At 72.6% G+C, this 16187-nt stretch carries 14 protein-coding genes; 9 read left to right on the plus strand and 5 right to left on the minus strand.

The genetic code is table 11. The features are described 5' to 3' along the window. Positions 1–513: 513 nt before the first annotated feature. Entirely contained in the window at positions 514–1041 is a 528-nt protein-coding gene (locus ACFRFH_RS00005; protein ID WP_382460986.1) for a hypothetical protein, read from the plus strand. Positions 1042–1117: 76 nt separating this feature from the next. Here the strand turns inward: ACFRFH_RS00005 and ACFRFH_RS00010 are convergent, their stop codons facing one another. Together ACFRFH_RS00010 and ACFRFH_RS00015 are read right to left on the minus strand one after the other, a co-directional pair. After that, on the minus strand, positions 1118–2098 hold the full coding sequence (locus ACFRFH_RS00010; protein WP_382460987.1) for an aldo/keto reductase: 981 nt from the start codon (positions 2096–2098) through the stop codon (positions 1118–1120). 108 nt (positions 2099–2206) lie between these two features. Further along, positions 2207–3307, minus strand: coding sequence for an ABC transporter permease (locus ACFRFH_RS00015; protein WP_382460988.1), 1101 nt, complete (start codon positions 3305–3307; stop codon positions 2207–2209). A gap of 106 nt (positions 3308–3413) precedes the next feature. Here ACFRFH_RS00015 and ACFRFH_RS00020 point away from each other — a divergent pair, with 106 nt between their 5' ends. After that, positions 3414–4004, plus strand: a complete 591-nt coding sequence (locus tag ACFRFH_RS00020) for a TetR/AcrR family transcriptional regulator (protein WP_382460989.1) — start codon at positions 3414–3416, stop codon at positions 4002–4004. Here ACFRFH_RS00020 and ACFRFH_RS00025 read toward each other — a convergent pair. Together ACFRFH_RS00025 and ACFRFH_RS00030 are read right to left on the minus strand one after the other, a co-directional pair. After that, positions 3965–4876: an alpha/beta fold hydrolase gene (locus tag ACFRFH_RS00025; RefSeq protein ID WP_382460990.1), complete on the minus strand. Its 912-nt coding sequence runs from the start codon at positions 4874–4876 to the stop codon at positions 3965–3967. The two genes, ACFRFH_RS00020 and ACFRFH_RS00025, sit on opposite strands and share 40 nt — an antisense overlap. Beyond that, the gene (locus ACFRFH_RS00030; protein ID WP_382460991.1) at positions 4873–5535 is read right to left on the minus strand and encodes a TetR/AcrR family transcriptional regulator; all 663 of its coding nucleotides are present in this window, start codon (positions 5533–5535) and stop codon (positions 4873–4875) included. The genes ACFRFH_RS00025 and ACFRFH_RS00030 overlap by 4 nt, the downstream gene beginning before the upstream one ends. 61 nt (positions 5536–5596) lie before the next feature. Here ACFRFH_RS00030 and ACFRFH_RS00035 point away from each other — a divergent pair, with 61 nt between their 5' ends. The 4 genes from ACFRFH_RS00035 (at position 5597) to ACFRFH_RS00050 (ending at position 10136) form a co-directional block, all read left to right on the plus strand. Further along, positions 5597–6352: an SDR family NAD(P)-dependent oxidoreductase gene (locus ACFRFH_RS00035; RefSeq protein ID WP_382460992.1), complete on the plus strand. Its 756-nt coding sequence runs from the start codon at positions 5597–5599 to the stop codon at positions 6350–6352. Positions 6353–6475: 123 nt separating this feature from the next. After that, entirely contained in the window at positions 6476–7636 is a 1161-nt protein-coding gene (locus ACFRFH_RS00040; RefSeq protein WP_382460993.1) for an acyl-CoA dehydrogenase family protein, read from the plus strand. A gap of 5 nt (positions 7637–7641) precedes the next feature. Beyond that, positions 7642–8751 (plus strand): aminopeptidase P family protein, encoded by a 1110-nt coding sequence (locus ACFRFH_RS00045; protein ID WP_382460994.1) that lies wholly within the window; start codon positions 7642–7644, stop codon positions 8749–8751. A 110-nt stretch (positions 8752–8861) separates the two neighbouring features. Then, positions 8862–10136 carry a DUF445 domain-containing protein gene (locus ACFRFH_RS00050; RefSeq protein WP_382462704.1) on the plus strand — a complete coding sequence of 425 codons (1275 nt, stop codon included), beginning with the start codon at positions 8862–8864 and terminating at the stop codon, positions 10134–10136. 80 nt (positions 10137–10216) lie between these two features. Here ACFRFH_RS00050 and ACFRFH_RS00055 read toward each other — a convergent pair whose 3' ends face one another. Next, positions 10217–10597 carry a DUF3054 domain-containing protein gene (locus ACFRFH_RS00055; RefSeq protein WP_382460995.1) on the minus strand — a complete coding sequence of 127 codons (381 nt, stop codon included), beginning with the start codon at positions 10595–10597 and terminating at the stop codon, positions 10217–10219. Between the two features lie 102 nt (positions 10598–10699). Here ACFRFH_RS00055 and ACFRFH_RS00060 point away from each other — a divergent pair, with 102 nt between their 5' ends. The 3 genes from ACFRFH_RS00060 (at position 10700) to ACFRFH_RS00070 (ending at position 16135) form a co-directional block, all read left to right on the plus strand. Then, entirely contained in the window at positions 10700–13570 is a 2871-nt protein-coding gene (locus ACFRFH_RS00060; RefSeq protein ID WP_382460996.1) for an aminotransferase, read from the plus strand. Between the two features lie 118 nt (positions 13571–13688). Continuing rightward, positions 13689–13898 (plus strand): heavy-metal-associated domain-containing protein, encoded by a 210-nt coding sequence (locus ACFRFH_RS00065; protein WP_382460997.1) that lies wholly within the window; start codon positions 13689–13691, stop codon positions 13896–13898. Beyond that, a complete protein-coding gene (locus ACFRFH_RS00070; protein ID WP_382460998.1) occupies positions 13898–16135 on the plus strand; it encodes a heavy metal translocating P-type ATPase in 2238 nt (745 codons plus the stop codon). Before ACFRFH_RS00065 ends, ACFRFH_RS00070 begins: the two co-directional genes overlap by 1 nt. Positions 16136–16187: the final 52 nt, after the last annotated feature.

Below are 16187 nucleotides of genomic sequence, written 5' to 3' on the forward strand. Positions count from 1 at the left end.
CCCCGCGCCCGCCCCCGTCCCGCCCCCCTCCCCGGCCTCCCCTTCGCCGTGGGGCACTTTGTTGTCACTTTTCGGGCGCAAAAGTGACAACAACGTGCCCCTCGGCGCCTGGGGCTGTGGATAACTCGGGAGGGTGGGTAGCGCAGCTGGCAGGGTGGCGGGATGACGCGACGTATCGACCCTCTCCCTCGGCCGCTTCAGAGCGGGCCGTTCTCCACGCGAACCGCCCTCGAGTCCGGGGTGGGAGCCCGACGACTGCGCAGGAACGACCTCGTCAGGCCGATCCGAGGCTTCCGGATCGCCAAGGCGGACGACGGATTGGTGTCCCGGTGCCGCGCGTATGCGTCGCATCGCGGGACGGACTTCGCATTCAGTCACACCACCGCGGCAGTCCTTTATGGGATACCGCTTCCCCGGGTCGACGAAACCATCCATGTGAGCGTCCGCGCTCCCGGTCGGGCTCCGACCATCGAGGGGTTCGCCGGTCACAAGCTCGGCCGGTGGGAGGTCCGCATGGTCGCGGACCTGCCGGTCACCACACCCGAGCAGACATGGCTGGACCTCGCGCAGCTCCTCCATCGGGATGCACTGGTCGCAGCGGGCGACTACCTCGTCGGCGGATCGGAGCCGCTCACGGATCGGCTGGCGCTGGCGCACGCCGCCGCCGCTGCGACCGGCCGTCGGGGCGTCGCGCGGGCACGGGAGGCGATCGAACTCGTCCGGGTGGGGGCCGAGTCTCCCGGCGAGACCCGGCTGAGGCTTCTGCTCGCTGAGGCGGCGCTTCCTTCGCCGCTGCTCAATCACGAACTGCGGACGGCCGAAGGCGCCTTTGTAGCCCGCGTCGATTTCGCATTCGCCGCGAAGCGTGTCGCCCTGGAATACGAGGGCGACATCCATCGGGTGGACCAGGTCACCTGGCGCAAGGACCTCCGTCGGCGAGAACGCGTCGAGGACCTGGGGTGGCGCATGGTGCGCGTGACCGCGGACGACATCGCCGCACCGGCGGAACTCATCCGCCGCCTCCGCCGCCTCCTCGCGTGAAGCCGGCCCGCGAGGGGCACGTTGTTGTCACTTTCGGGCGCGAAAAGTGACAACAACGTGCCCCTCGGGGGAGGAGCTACCAGCGGGGGTGGGTGGTGGGGCGGAAGTGCGCGTCGTAGACGCCGCGGACGGAGTCCGCGAACGCGGCGGGGAGCGCGACGCCTGCGGCGGCGGCGTTCGCGCGGGCCTGCTCGGGCGAGCGGGCGCCGGGGATGACGGTGCTCACGCCGTCCTGCGCGACCACCCACGCGAGCGCCGCCTGCGCGGGCGTCGCGCCCTCCGGGGCGAGCGCGGCGAACTCCCGCGCTGCGCGCACGCCCTCCACGTAGTCGACGCCCGAGAAGGTCTCCCCCACGTCGAACGCCTCGCCGTGGCGGTTGTAGCTGCGGTGGTCGTCGGCGGCGAACTCGGTCGTCTCGGAGTAGCGGCCGCTCAGCAGCCCGGAGGCCAGCGGCACCCGCGCGATGATCCCGACCCCGGCCTCCCGCGCCGCAGGGAGCACCTCGTCGAGGGGCTTCAGCCGGAAGGCGTTGAGGATGATCTGGACGGTGGCCGTCCCCGGCCGCGCGATGGCCTCCAGGGCCTCGGCGCAGGTCTCGACGCTGACGCCGTAGTTCGCGATCGCGCCCTCCTCGACCAGTGTGTCAAGCGCGTCGTAGACGGCGGCGTTCGAGAGGACGGGAGTGGGCGGGCAGTGGAGCTGGACGAGGTCGAGCGTGTCCATCCCGAGGTTGCGGCGGGAGCGGCCCGTCCACTCGCGGAACTTCGCGAGCGTGAAGTTGGCCGGGTCCTGCGCCTCGCGGCGGCCCATCTTGGTGGCGACCGTCAGCGGGAGGTCCGGGCGGGAGGCGCGGTAGCGGCCGATGAGCTGCTCGCTGCGGCCGTCGCCGTAGACGTCGGCGGTGTCGAAGAAGGTGACCCCGGCCTCCGTCGCCGCGTCGAGGACGGCGAGCGCGTCGGCCTCGGTGACGTCGCCCCAGTCGGCGCCGAGCTGCCAGGTGCCGAGACCGATGACCGACACGTCGCGTCCGGTTCGTCCGAGGGTGCGTTTCTCCATGCCCTCCACCCTATGCGCGCCGCATGAAGCCGCCGAGGGGCACGTCGTTGTCACTTCCGCGGGCGAAAAGTGACAACGACGTGCCCCTCGGCAATGGGGATGGGCGGGCTAGGCTGCCGCGACCGTGACCTCCTGGTTGCGGAAGTGTCCGGCCAGCATCCCGACCACTCCGACGGCGGCCCAGCCCACCAGCACCAGCCACGGGAACAGCGCGTCAGCGGACGGGAAATACGACAGGTCGCGCAGCAGCGTGACGGAGGCGCCCGGCACGAACCACTGCCCGATCGCGCCCCACGGCCCGACCAGGAACTGCAGCGGCTGCGCAGCGGCCGACAGCGGGTTGCCGACCAGCACGGTCAGCACCGCGCCGATCGCGATGCCGACCCGTCCGAACAGCGCGTTCATCCCGACCACGAAGGCCGCGACCGCGAACATCGCCAGCCCGACGGCCAGCGCGTTGACCCAGTAGTCGCCCTGCAGGATGCCGAACCAGCCTTGCAGGATGCCGGTCACCGCCAGTCCGCCGGCCACACCGTAGAGCGCGACGGCGCCCAGGCGGCGCCAGCTCCCCGCGACGAGCAGGGAGATGAGCACGCCGCCGAGCATCCCGCCCAGCACGAGCGGGAACGACGACGCGGCCAGCCCGAGACCGCGAGCGTCGGTCGACGCCAACGGGACGACGTCGGTCACCTTCACCGTGATGGTGGGCGCCTTCGTTCCGGCCGGCGCGTGGCCGGAGGCGATGGCCTGCTGCACGGCGGCCTGCGCCTGCGCGTTGGCAGCGGCTTGGATGTTGGCGGCGACCGTGTTCATGATCTGCGCGACCGCGGCGCCGTTGGCCGAGGCGGTCAGCACCTCCGGGCTGTCGCCGAGGACGATCGCGCCGTAGACGCTGCGCTTCTGGATCGCGTCGACGGCCGCCTGCCGGTCGCTCAGGCTCGTGATCGCGAAGGCGCCGCTGGCTGCCTTGTCGAGCTGCTTCTCCACGACGCTGACCTGCGCGGACGGACCGGCGATCGCGATCGGGAGGTCCTTGACCGTGGAGGTCACGGTCGGCCATAGGAAGGCGAGCAGGATGACGACGACGATGGCCGCCGCTCCCACGGCGAGCGCGAGGGCGCGAGCCCAGGGCGTGTGGACGACGGGACGCGTGTTCTGTTCCTGGCGCGGGGTGATCTGGTCGACGCCGGGATCGGTGCTGGTGCTCATGGCGGCCTCCACTCAATAAAAACGAATGCTCGTTCTTTATAATCGACAGTTGAGCCGCTATTGTCAAGAACGAACGTTCTTTTTTTCGAGTCGCGAGGAGGCCGGGATGCCGAAGGTCACCGAGGAGTACCGCACAGCGCGGCGCCACGAGATCGCCCAGGCCGCCCTCCGCTGCTTCGCGCGCAACGGCTTCGCCGCCACCTCGATGGCCGACATCATCGCCGAGTCGGGTCTCTCGGCCGGCGCGATCTACGGGCACTTCACGAGCAAGGACGAGCTGATGGAGCTGACGGCGTCGGAGATCCTCGACGCACGCTTCCTGGAGGTCGCCGAGGCACGCGCGCAGCAGCCCCTCCCCACGCCCGGCGAGATCGTCCGCCTGCTCGTCACAGGCCTGATGACGCACATCGCGGACATCCAGCTCCTCGTGCAGGTCTGGGGGCAGGTGCCGATCAACCCGCGGCTGAAGCAGATGTCGTCCGACATCGGCGGCCGCATCCGCGCCATGTTCGTCGGCTACCTGACCGACTGGCACGCCCAGACGCTGCGCCTCGACGAGGCGCACGACCTCGCCGAGCGGCAGGCGCCCGTCTACATCGGGCTCGTGCAGGGCTACGTCACCCAGACCGTGCTGTTCGACGGCTTCGATGGGGAGGGCTACCTCGACTCCGTGGAGTCGCTCTCGCTCCCGTACTGAACACCAGAGGCCTGGCCGCTCGGTGTCTGGCCGCTCGCGGTCTGCCCGCCCGAGGCCTGACCACTCGACGCATCGCACGCCACCGCCACGACCCGCGCGAGCCGCTTGCGGATGAGGTGGTCGTTGGCCTCCACCCGGTGCATCGTCACATGCCGCATGGCCGCGATCACGGCGAGGCTGCCCGGCGCGATGAACGCGTCCATCGTGCCGTAGACGACCTCCACCGGCACGCGCACGCGCGCCAGGTCGTCGACCACGGTCTGCCGCTCGACGCAGTTCTGCAGCGACAGCACAAACGGCCGCCAGCTCTTCTCCGTGATCTCGAAGACGTTCTTGATCGGCAGCAGCCTCCCGAGGATGCCGGCGTTGCGCAGGGTGAACTCCTTGTTGCTCCGGAGGAACTCGTACGCCCGCAGGTAGGCGCTGACCCGGGTGCGCACCCGGCGGTCGCCGATCTCGGACGGCGTGGCGTACACGGGAGGTCCGACGAGCACCAGCCTGCTGAGCGCGCCGGGATGCTCGGCGGCGTACCGCGCGACGAGGAGGCTGCCGAGCGAGTGGCCGACGAGCACGAACGGTTCGCGCAGCTTCAGCGAGCGCAGCGTGCGGTCGATCGCGGCGACGTGCTCCTCGATCGTGTATTGCGCGTCCTCCGGCGCCGGCGAGCGGCCGAAGCCGAGGATGTCGATCGAGATGGCGCGGTGCCGCGGCTCCAGCAGCGGCACAAGGTTCTGGAACGTCACCGACGACGACGCGATGCCGTGCACGAGCACGACCACCGGCCCCTCCCCCACGTCGGAGGCGATGTGCAGCAGCGGCGCACGGCGCAGCCCGAGGCCGCGGCGCAGCCGTTCGAGGAGGCCGTCGCTCATCGGGACGGCCACCACGATGGAGTGAGCCGTTCGAGCAGCGCGAGCAGCGCCTCCACGTCCCGCGGGCCGGTGCGGGTGAGCCAGACCTCGATCGCGCCGATGATGCCGTCGGCCAGGTAGCGCTCGATCTCGCGGCGCTCCAGCTCGTCGGCGGCGGGAACGCTCACGCTGTGCTGGTCGATCAGCAGTTCGATGGAACCCTGGAAGTGGTCGCTGAGCATGGCGTGCAGGCCGGCCTCCGCGCCCTCCGCCCGGAGGCCGCGACGGTAGACGGCGTCGTGCTCGTCCATGTGCTGGAGGACCGCGCGCGTGACGCCGGTGATGGCCGCCGCGGCGTCGTCGGGTGCGACATCCAGAAGGTAGGCGGCGCGGAGCTCGTCGAGCTGAGCACGAAGCACGCGTTGCAGCAGGGCGGCGGGCGAGGCGGCGTACTCGTAGACGGTCGACCGGTGCACACCGGCGGCGGCGGCCAGGCCGGAGACGGTCACGTCGGTGATCGGCCGCTCCGCCGCGAGGGCGAGCACGGCGGAGCCCAGCCGCGCCAGTGTCTTCTCCTGGCGGGGGTCGAGGCGCGTTCGCTCCGGCCCCGCCGCTGCGACGGCGACCGTGTTCGCTCGGAGCGCATCCGGTTGCGGGCCCTTCGGCCTCCCTGTCTTCACCTTCTGATCGTACAATCGGAGTTATCCGACAGGTGTCGGATATCTGGAAGGAGAACAACTCATGGCTCAGTACGATGTCGCCGGCCGGTCCGCGATCGTCACCGGCGGTGGCTCGGGCATCGGACGCGCGGTGGCGCTGACCCTCGCGGCCAGCGGCGCCGCGGTCCTGGTCACCGATCTGAACGAGGAGCACGCGAAGGCCGTCGTCGCCGAGATCGAGGCCGCGGGCGGAACCGCCGCCGCACTCGCCGGCGACGTGACCGACCCGGCGTTCGCCACGGCGAGCGTCGAGGCCGCGAACGCCCTCGCCCCGCTGAAGATCGCGGTCAACAACGCCGGCATCGGCGGGGAGGCCGCCCCGGTCGCCGACTACTCGCTGGACAGCTGGCGCAAGGTCATCGAGGTCAACCTCAACGCGGTCATGTACTCGATGCAGCCGCAGCTCACCGCGATGGCCGCGAACGGCGGCGGCGCGATCGTCAACATGGCGTCCATCCTCGGCAGCGTCGGCTTCGAGAACTCGTCCGCCTACGTCACGGCCAAGCACGGCCTCCTCGGCCTCACCCAGAACGCGGCGCTGGAGTACGCCGGCCAGAACGTGCGCGTCGTCGCCGTCGGCCCCGGCTTCATCAAGACCCCGCTGGTGGAGGCCAACCTGAGCGCGGAGGCGCTGCAGTTCCTGGAGGGCAAGCACGCCCTCGGCCGACTCGGACAGCCCGAGGAGGTCGCCGCCCTCGTCGCCTTCCTCGCCTCCGACGCCGCGTCGTTCATCACCGGCAGCTACCACCTAGTGGACGGCGGCTACACAGCCCAGTAAGCGCTCACCCTCGACCATCGAGGGGCACGTCGTTGTCACTTGGACAGGCTCCAAGTGACATCTACGTGCCCCTCGGCGGAAGATACTGTCCCTGGTGGATTGTGCGCGCTTAGGGTGGAGGGCGTGACCACCCACGACGAGCTGCTGAGCGACGAGCGACTGGAGCGGTTCCGCGCCCGGGCCGCCGGGTACGACGCGGAGAACCGGTTCTTCACCGAGGATTTCGCCGAGCTGGCCGACGACGGCTACCTGAAGGCCCTGGTCCCGACCGAGTTCGGCGGCCTGGGGCTGACGCTGGAGCAGACCGCGCGCCTCCAGGTCCGGCTCGCTAGCGCCGCGCCCGCCACCGCCCTCGCGGTGAACATGCACCTGGTCTGGGCGGGCGTCGCCAAGACCCTGCGCGACCGCGGCGACGACTCGCTGGAGTTCCTGCTCCGGGAGGCCGGCGCCGGCGAGGTGTTCGCCTTCGGGCTGAGCGAGGCCGGCAACGACCTGGTGCTGTTCGGGTCGACCACCGAGGCCCGGCCGGAGGCGGACGGCTCGTACCGCTACTTCGGCACCAAGATCTTCACCTCCCTCTCCCCCGCGTGGACGCGCCTCGGCACGATGGGCCTGGACACGGCGAGCGCCGACGCCCCCAAGATCGTCTACGGCTTCGTGGAGCGCACTGGCGGCGGCTTCGAGATCCGCGAGGACTGGGACACGATCGGGATGCGGGCGACGCAGAGCAGCACCACCGTGCTCGACGGCGCGCTGGCCCCGGCGGACCGCGTGGTGCGCCGCCTCGATCCCGGCCCCAACCCCGACCCGCTCGTCTTCGCCATCTTCGCGAACTTCGAGCTCCTCCTCGCCGCCGTCTACACCGGCATCGGCGCCCGGGCGCTGGAGCTGGCCGTGGCCTCTGCCCACCGCCGGACGAGCCTGAAGAACGACGGCCGCAGCTACGCGAACGACCCGGACATCCGCTGGCGCGTGGCCTCCGCCGCGATCGATCAGGACGCCCTGCTCCCCCAGCTGGACGCGATCACCCGCGACGTCGACACCCTTGCCGACCACGGCGCGCAGTGGTTCCCGAAGCTGGTCGGGATGAAGGTCCGCGCCACCGAGACCGCCCGCCGCGTCGTCGATCAGGCCATCCGGGTCTCCGGAGGCTCGACCTTCTTCGCCGGGAGCGAGCTCGGCCGGCTGTACCGCGACGTGCTCGCGGGCATCTTCCACCCGTCCGACGCCGAGTCCGCGCACAGCACCGTCGCGAACGCCTGGCTCGGCCCCATCGAGGAGTGACCGCCATGCAGCAGATCACCGCCCAGCACTTCGCCGACCGGCTGGCCCGCGGCGCCGCCCAGGCGAAGGAGGCCGGGCTCGACGCCCTCCTGGTCGCTCCCGGCCCCGACCTCGCGTACTTCGCCGACTACCTCCCGCCGGCGACCGAGCGGCTGACCATGCTGGTGATCCCCACCGAGGGCGAACCGACGATGATCGTGCCCGTGCTGGAGCGCGACAGCGCCGCCGCGACCCGCTCCGCCGGGGCGATCCGCCTGATCACCTGGGCCGACGGCGAGGACGAGCACGCGCCCCTGGTCGACCAGCTCTGGTCGGGAGGCCGCTACGCCGTCTCCGACTCGGCCTGGGCGCTGCACCTGCTCGCGCTTCAGCACGAGCTTCCGGACGTACGCTTCGCCGCGTTCTCGGCCGCCCTGCCGATGCTGCGCGCGGTGAAGGGCCCCGACGAGATCGACCGCCTCGCCGCCGCAGGGGCCGCGGCCGACGCGACCTTCGAGGACATCCTCACCGTCGCCTTCGCCGGCCGCCGCGAGAACGAGGTCGCCGCCGACCTGGACCGCCTGCTGCGCGCGCACGGCCACTCCCAGGTGGACTTCACGATCGTCGGCTCCGGGCCCAACGGCGCCAACCCGCACCACGAGGCCGGCGACCGCGTCATCCAGCATGGCGACATGGTCGTGCTCGACTTCGGCGGACTGATGGACGGCTACGGTTCCGACACCACCCGCACCGTCCACGTCGGCGAGCCGACCGACGAGGAGCACGAGGTCTTCGAGGTCGTCAAGCGGGCGCAGCAGGCCGCGTTCGAGGCGGTCGCCGTCGGCGTGCCGCTGCAGGAGATCGACCGTACCGCGCGCGCAGTGATCCGGGACGCCGGCTACGGCGAGTACTTCGTCCACCGCGTCGGCCACGGCATCGGCACCACCACCCACGAGCCGCCGTACCTGGTGGAGGGCGAGGAGCAGCCGATCGTGGCCGGGATGTGCTTCTCGATCGAGCCGGGCATCTACCTGCCGGGGCGGTTCGGCGTGCGCATCGAGGACATCGTGGTCGCCGACGAGGACGGCGCGCGCCGGCTGAACAACACCAGCCGCGAGCTCCACATCGTCCGGTGAGCGCGCCGACCGCCCGCACGGGCGACGCCGAGAGCGCCGACGGCCGGCGCCCGGACGGCGAGCGCGCCGACGGCGAGCGCGCCGCGTCCGAGCGCGCCGCCTCCGAGCGCATCCGGGCCGAGCGCGCGGCGGCCGAGCTGCGCGACGCCGAGCGCCGCCGGGCCCTCCGCAGCATGAAGGCCCTCGCGACCAGCCTGCTCGCGGTCGCCGCCGTGATCTTCGCCGTCTCGTTCGCGCTCCAGGACCGCTACCCCTGGCTCGGCTTCGTGCGCGCCGCCGCGGAGGGCGCGATGGTCGGCGCGCTCGCGGACTGGTTCGCCGTGACCGCCCTGTTCAAACATCCACTCGGCCTGCGCATCCCGCACACCGCGATCATCCCGACCCGCAAGGACGAGATCGGCGAGACGCTGGGCGAATTCGTGGAGACCGAGTTCCTGTCCGACGACGTGGTCGCGACCCGGCTGACCGCGTACGACGTGTCCGGCGCCGCCGCCCGCTGGCTGACCGAGCCGGGCAACGCGCGCCGGGTGGTGGACGAGGCCTCCGGGGCCGTGGTCGGCTTCTTCGGCCTGCTGGACGACGACCGCATGCGCGAGGCCGTGGAGGCGGTCGTGCGCACGCATGTGATCGAGCCGGAGTGGGCGCCCCCGATCGGCCGCCTCGGCGTGCGGATCCTCAGTTCCGGCGGCCACCACGCCGCCGTCGACCTGCTGCTCGACCGGTTCGACGACTGGCTGGTCATCCACCCGGACGCGCTGACGAATCTCGTCTCCGGCCGGCTCCCGTCGTGGCTGCCGTCCTTCGTGGACAAGCTGGTCGACGAGCGCGTGTACCAGGAGCTGCGCCGCTTCATCGCCGACGTGCGCCGCGACCCCGCGCACCGCGCCCGCCGCGCGTTCGACGGCTACCTCGCCGAGCTCGCCGACCGCCTCCAGAACGACCCGGAGACGATCGCCGGCCTGGAGGCCGCGAAGGCCCGCGCCTTCGACGACCCGCGAATCCGCGAACTGGCCGCGCAGGCCTGGGCGGCGGCGCGCTCGGCGGCTGTGGACGCTCTCAGCGACCCGGACAGCGAACTCCGCCACCGGGTGTCCGCGGCCCTCGCCGACGCCGCCGGCCGCGTGGCCGCCGACCCGGAGCTGCGGGCCTCCCTCAACCAGCGCATCGCGGGCGCCGCCGGCCACTTGGTGTCCACCTACCGGCACGACATCGCGAGCGTCATCACCGAGACGGTGCGCGGCTGGGACCCGGCGGAGACCACCGACAAGATCGAGGTCCAGGTCGGCCGCGACCTGCAGTTCATCCGCATCAACGGAACGGTGGTCGGCGCGCTCGCCGGCCTGGCCATCTACACGATCGCGACGCTGATCGCCTCCGCATTCTGACCATCGAGGGGTCCCGACACGCCGTCATCCCGACGGCGTAGCGGCGTGTTGCGTCCCCTGGTTCGCGCGCGGAGGCGCGGCTACGCCCGCCGCAGCGCCCGGCGGCGCGCGAACGGAATCGCCACGATCCGCCAGCCGACCAGGAACACCCCGAGCACCACGAACGCCACCGCGATGAACGCCGGCTCCACGCCCTGGCCGGCGGAGGTGCGGATGAGCATCCCCAGCGCGACCGTCATCAGCCAGACCGGGACGCCCGGCCAGATCAGCGCGAGCGGGCGGCGCCAGGCCCAGGTGACGAACCAGCCGGCGGCGAGGCCGATGAAGAACGGCCAGTAGGTGCTGAGGATCCCGGAGGCGGACGCCGCCTCGCCGTGGCTGCGGCGCCCGACGAGCACGAACACGAGGATCAGCACGGCGTCGATCACGAACGCCACGGCCGCTGTCCTCCAGGTTTTCACGCGTCGATGCTACGATGCCGCGCCCGAGCGTTCGCTGGGTGCGACCCGTGCGGCGGCTTCAATAGACTGGCCGCGTCCAGCCCCCGCAGCCGAGGAGCAGCCGTGCCCAATTCCGACTTCCTGGCCCAGCCGTCCTTGCCTCGCCCGGAGGTCGGAACCGACGACGCCGCGGCCGTCGCCGAGCACGCCTTCGGGCTCACCGGCCGGATCACCGAGCTGGGAAGCAACCAGGACCGCAACTTCCTCGTCGACACCGGCACGCACCGCTACGTGCTCAAGATCGCCAACCCGGTCTTCGCCGTCGAGGAGCTGCACGCCCAGAACGCGGCGCTCGCGCTGCTCGCTGGGGCCGACGCGCGCATCCCGGCCGTGCTCGCCGCCCGCGACGGCGACGACGTCGTCGCCGTGGAGGTGCGCGGACGCACGCTGCATGCGCGGGTGCTGAGCTTCCTCGACGGCGAGCCGCTCACCGAGGTCGCGCGGCTCAGCGCCGAGCAACTGCGCACCCTCGGCCGGCTCTCCGGGAGCATCGCCGCGGGGCTCGCCGGGCTGCGGCATCCCGGGCTCGCGCGCACCACCCAGTGGGACGCGCGGATCGGCGGCGACGTCGTCGCGCTGCTCGCCGACCATGTCCTCCAGCCGGCGAAGCGGCTGGCCGTTGTGGCGGCGGCGGAGGCGGCACTCGCCGCGCTCGAGCCGCTGCGACGGCGGCTGCGGGTGCAGGCCATCCACGGCGACGTGACGGACGACAACATCGTGCTCGGCGCGGACGGCCCCGGCGTCATCGACTTCGGCGACGTAGCGGACGGCTGGCTGGTCGCCGAGCTCGCGGCGACCGTGACCAGCGCCCTCCACCACCAGCCGGAGGACCCGCTGGCCGTGCTGGACGTGATCGAGGCGTTCCATGCGGAGGCGCCGCTCGACGACGCCGACCTCGCCGCGCTCTGGCCGCTCGTCGTGCTGCGCGGCGCCGTCCTCGTGGTCAGCGGCGAGCAGCAGGTCGTCCTCGACGGGGACAACGCCTACGCCGACGAGAACCGCGCGCACGAGTGGGTCGCGTTCGACGTGGCGCGGCGGCTGCCGTTCGGGGAGGTGGAGGCCGCGATCCGCTCGCGACTGGCGACGCGCGAACCCGAAGCCCCGGCGCTCGGCCGCCTCATCGCGCTCGACAGCACCGACGCCCACCTCGCCGACCTCTCCGTCACCGGCCACGACCTGGACGACGGCCGCTGGCAACGAGCGGGCTTCGAGGACGCCGTGCTCGGCCGGATCTGCCGGGAGAACGGTCACGCGCTCACCCGCTACGCCGAAGCCCGCCTCACCCGCGCGCGGCTCGACCGCACCGAGCCGTCGCCGACGATCGCGCTCGGCGTCACGCTCGACGCCCCGGCCGGGACCGTCGTGCACGCGCCGTTCGCCGGCGAGCTGCGGCTGGTGGAGGGCGCCTGGCTGCTGCACGGCGAGGACGTGGATCTCTGGCTGGACGGGCTGTCCCGCCCGCTGACCACGGCCTCCGTCGACCGCGGCGAGGTGATCGGCAGCGCCGTGCGCCTGACCGCGCAGCTCAGCCGCGTGCCCGGCTGGCGGCCTCCCGCGTTCGTCACGCCCGCGCTGCCGGCGGCGGTGTGGCGCGCGGTCTCCCCCGACCCCTCCGACCTGTTCGGCGTCGACCTCGCGGCGGCCGCGGCCGACCCTGCCGACGTGCTGTCACGCCGCGACTCGTCGTTCGCGCGCGTGCAGGAGCACTACTTCGCCGAGCCTCCGCTGATCGAGCGCGGCTGGGGGCACCACCTGTTCGACACCCGCGCGCAGAGCTACCTGGACATGGTCAACAACGTGACCCAGATCGGCCACGCGCACCCGCGGCTCGTGCGCGCGGTCCGCGACCAGTGGGCCCTGCTCAACACGAACTCCCGGTTCCACTACGAGGAACTCTCCCGGTTCACCGAGCGGCTGGCGGAGGTCGCGCCGGACGGGCTCGACACCGTCTTCCTCGTCAACAGCGGCAGCGAGGCGGTCGACCTCGCCCTCCGGCTCGCGCAGGTGCACACCGGCCGCCGGACGATCCTCGCGGTGACGGAGGCCTACCACGGCTGGACGGTCGGAGCCGACGCCGTCTCGTCGTCGCTGGGCGACAACCCGCGCGCGCTGGAGACCCGGCCGGACTGGGTGGAGCTGATCGCGTCGCCGAACGTCTTCCACGGCCGGCACCGGGGGCTCGCCTCCGGGCCGGAGTACCTCGCCGAGCTGGACGAGCAGCTCGCCGCGCTCGACGCAGCCGGGACGGGCATCGCGGGCTTCATCGCGGAGCCGGTGTTCGGCAACGCGGGCGGCCTGATGCTCCCCGACGGCTATCTCGCGGGCGTCTACGAGCGGGTGCGCGCCCGCGGCGGCGTCTGCATCGCCGACGAGGTGCAGGTCGGTTACGGCCGGCTCGGCCACTACTTCTGGGGCTCGGCGCAGCAGGGCGTCATTCCCGACGTGATCACCGTGGCGAAGGCGATGGGCAACGGGCACCCGCTCGGCGCGGTCATCACGCGGCGGGAGATCGCCGAGTCGTTCGCGGCGGAAGGATCGTTCTTCTCGTCCGCCGGCGGCAGCCCGGTCAGCGCGGTGGTCGGACTGACGGTGCTCGACGTGATGCGCGACGAGCGGCTGCAGGAGAACGCAGCCGAGGTCGGCGACCACCTGGCCTCGCGCCTGCGCGCTCTCGGGGAGCGGCATCCCCTCGTCGGGGCGGTGCACGGGATGGGCCTCTACCTCGGCGTGGAGCTCGTGCTCGACCGGGAGACGCTGGAGCCGGCGACCGCCGAGGCCGCGCTGGTGTGCGAGCGGATGCTGCAGGAGGGCGCGATCGTGCAACCCACCGGCGACGGCAAGAACGTGCTGAAGATCAAGCCGCCGCTGTGCATCACGCGCGCGAGCGCCGACCGGTTCGTAGACGCGCTGGACCTGGTGCTGGCGACGATCTAGCCGCGCTCGAGCGCCCCCTGAGCGTCTTCCCGTTCGCCTTGACTAGTACCCCTCCTGGGTATAAAGTCGTCTCCGTTGGGATACCCCCTCTGGGTATACGCGAAGCGGAGGATGAGCCATGACGACCACGACGTTCCAGGTGACCGGGATGACCTGCGAGCACTGCGAGAGCGCGGTGACCGAGGAGGTGACCGCGATCGCCGCGGTGACGGGCGTCGGCGTCTCGGCCGCGACCGGCGTGCTGACCGTCGAGTCGGCCTCCCCCGTCGACGACGCCGCCGTGCTCGCCGCGGTCGAGGAGGCCGGGTACAGCGCGGTCCGCGCCTGATGTCCGCGACCGGCGCCCCGAACACCTCGCCACGGTTGGAACTGCTGATCGGCGGGATGACCTGCGCCTCCTGCGCTGCCCGCGTCGAGAAGAAGCTCAACAAGCTGGACGGCGTCGAGGCCAGCGTCAACTACGCCACGGAGAAGGCGACCGTGTTCGCGCCCGCGGGGTACGACACCGCGGTGCTGGTCGCGCAGGTGGAGAGCGCGGGGTACACGGCGGCGGTTCCGGCTCCGGCGTTGCAGGGCGCCGCGCGCGCGGCCGACCCCGAGCTCGCCTCCCTCCGCCGGCGGCTGATCGTGAGCGCGGCTCTCGGCCTCCCGGTCGTGCTGCTCTCGATGATCCCGGCGCTCCAGTTCCCGGGGTGGCAGTGGGTCGCGCTCGCGCTGGCGACGCCCGTCGTCGTGTGGGGCGCGTGGCCGTTCCACCGCGCCGCCGTCGTCAACCTCCGGCACGGCGCGGCGACGATGGACACGCTGGTGTCGCTCGGCGTCACCGCGGCGTTCGCCTGGTCGGTATACGCGCTGCTCTTCGGCGGCGCGGGCGCGTCCGGAATGACGGGCGCCGACCTCTACCTGGAGGTCGCCGCGGGCGTCACGGTCTTCGTGCTCGCCGGCCGCTACCTCGAGAAGCGCTCCAAGCGACAGGCGGGGGCGGCGCTGCGGGCGCTGCTGGAGTCCGGCGCGAAGGAGGCGTTGGTGCGGCGCGACGGCGACGGCGCTCCCCGCGAGGAGCGCATCCCGGTCGAGCGCCTGGTCGTCGGCGACGTGTTCGTGGTGCGCCCGGGCGAGCGGATCGCCGCGGACGGCGTCGTGACCGACGGCTCCGGCGCGGTCGACGCGTCGATGCTGACCGGCGAGTCGGTCCCGGTGGAGGTCGGCCCCGGCGACAGCGTCGCGGGCGGGACGGTCAACGCCGGCGGGCGCCTCCTCGTGCGCGCGACCTCGGTCGGCGCCGACACGAAGCTCGCGCAGATCGCCCGCCTGGTCGAGGACGCGCAGTCCGGCAAGGCGGCGGCGCAGCGCCTGGCCGACCGGATCAGCGGCGTCTTCGTCCCGGCGGTGATCGGGATCGCGCTCGTCACCCTCGCGGCGTGGTTGCTGCTGGGCGCGCCCGTGGAGGCAGCGTTCACCGCAGCGGTGGCCGTGCTCATCATCGCCTGCCCGTGCGCACTGGGGCTCGCGACCCCGACAGCGCTGCTGGTCGGGACCGGTCGCGGGGCGCAGCTCGGCATCCTGATCACGGGACCGGAGGTGCTGGAGGCGACGCGGCGGGTGGACACCGTGCTGTTGGACAAGACCGGGACGGTCACGACGGGGCGGATGACGCTGGTGGACGTCGTGGCGGCGGACGGCGATTCGGCCGGGGCACTGCGCCGCGCGGGTGCGGTGGAGGACGCCTCCGAGCACCCGATCGCGCGCGCGATCGCCGACGCGGCTAGGGACGCCGGAGCACTGCCTCCCGTCACGGCCTTCCGCACCGACGGCGGCCTCGGCGTCTCCGGAACGGTCGACGGCGAGCGCGTCGTCGTCGGACGCGCGTCATTCGTGGCGGCAGCGGGGATGCCGCTCGGCCCCGGCCTCCAGCAGGCCGTCGCCGACGCGGAGGCCTCCGGAACGACCACGGTCGTCGTGGGCTGGGGCGACCGTGCCCAGGCCGTCCTCACGCTGGCGGACGCCGTGGCCCCGCACAGTGCGGAGGCCGTCCGCCGGCTGACGCGGCTCGGCCTGACGCCCGTGCTGCTCACCGGCGACAACGAGACCGTCGCGCGCCGGGTCGCCCACGAGGTCGGGATCGACGAGGTCATCGCCGGGGTCCTCCCTGCCGAGAAGGCGGCGGTGGTCCGGCGCCTGCAGGCGGAGGGACGGCGGGTGGCGATGGTCGGCGACGGCGTCAACGACGCGGCGGCGCTCGCGGCCGCCGACCTCGGGCTGGCGATGGGGACGGGGACGGACGCCGCCATCCAGGCCGCCGACCTCACGCTCGTGCGCGGCGACCTGACCGCCGCCGCTGACGCCGTGCGGCTGTCCCGGCGTACGCTGGCGACCATCCGCGGCAACCTGTTCTGGGCGTTCGCGTACAACCTCGCGGCGCTGCCGCTGGCGGCGTTCGGCCTGCTGAACCCGATGATCGCGGGCGCCGCGATGGCGTTCTCGAGCGTCTTCGTCGTGACCAACAGCCTGCGGCTGCGCACCTTCCGCCCGGAGCGCGGGACCGAGGATCGGAGGACATCGTGAGCCAGACCGACCACACCGGCCACGCCGAGCACGCGCAGGCGCCGGACGAACA

The organism is Leifsonia sp. NPDC056824 (assembly GCF_042789575.1).
In the GTDB taxonomy this organism is placed as follows: Bacteria; Actinomycetota; Actinomycetes; order Actinomycetales; family Microbacteriaceae; genus Leifsonia.

Excerpts from the sequence above, each read along its gene's own strand:
- ACFRFH_RS00005 (WP_382460986.1), top strand. The coding sequence starts at position 514 with ATGGTCGCGGACCTGCCGGTCACCACACCCGAGCAGACATGGCTGGAC.
- ACFRFH_RS00010 (WP_382460987.1), bottom strand. The coding sequence starts at position 2,098 with ATGGAGAAACGCACCCTCGGACGAACCGGACGCGACGTGTCGGTCATC.
- ACFRFH_RS00015 (WP_382460988.1), bottom strand. The coding sequence starts at position 3,307 with ATGAGCACCAGCACCGATCCCGGCGTCGACCAGATCACCCCGCGCCAG.
- ACFRFH_RS00020 (WP_382460989.1), top strand. The coding sequence starts at position 3,414 with ATGCCGAAGGTCACCGAGGAGTACCGCACAGCGCGGCGCCACGAGATC.
- ACFRFH_RS00025 (WP_382460990.1), bottom strand. The coding sequence starts at position 4,876 with ATGAGCGACGGCCTCCTCGAACGGCTGCGCCGCGGCCTCGGGCTGCGC.
- ACFRFH_RS00035 (WP_382460992.1), top strand. The coding sequence starts at position 5,597 with ATGGCTCAGTACGATGTCGCCGGCCGGTCCGCGATCGTCACCGGCGGT.
- ACFRFH_RS00045 (WP_382460994.1), top strand. The coding sequence starts at position 7,642 with ATGCAGCAGATCACCGCCCAGCACTTCGCCGACCGGCTGGCCCGCGGC.
- ACFRFH_RS00065 (WP_382460997.1), top strand. The coding sequence starts at position 13,689 with ATGACGACCACGACGTTCCAGGTGACCGGGATGACCTGCGAGCACTGC.
- ACFRFH_RS00070 (WP_382460998.1), top strand. The coding sequence starts at position 13,898 with ATGTCCGCGACCGGCGCCCCGAACACCTCGCCACGGTTGGAACTGCTG.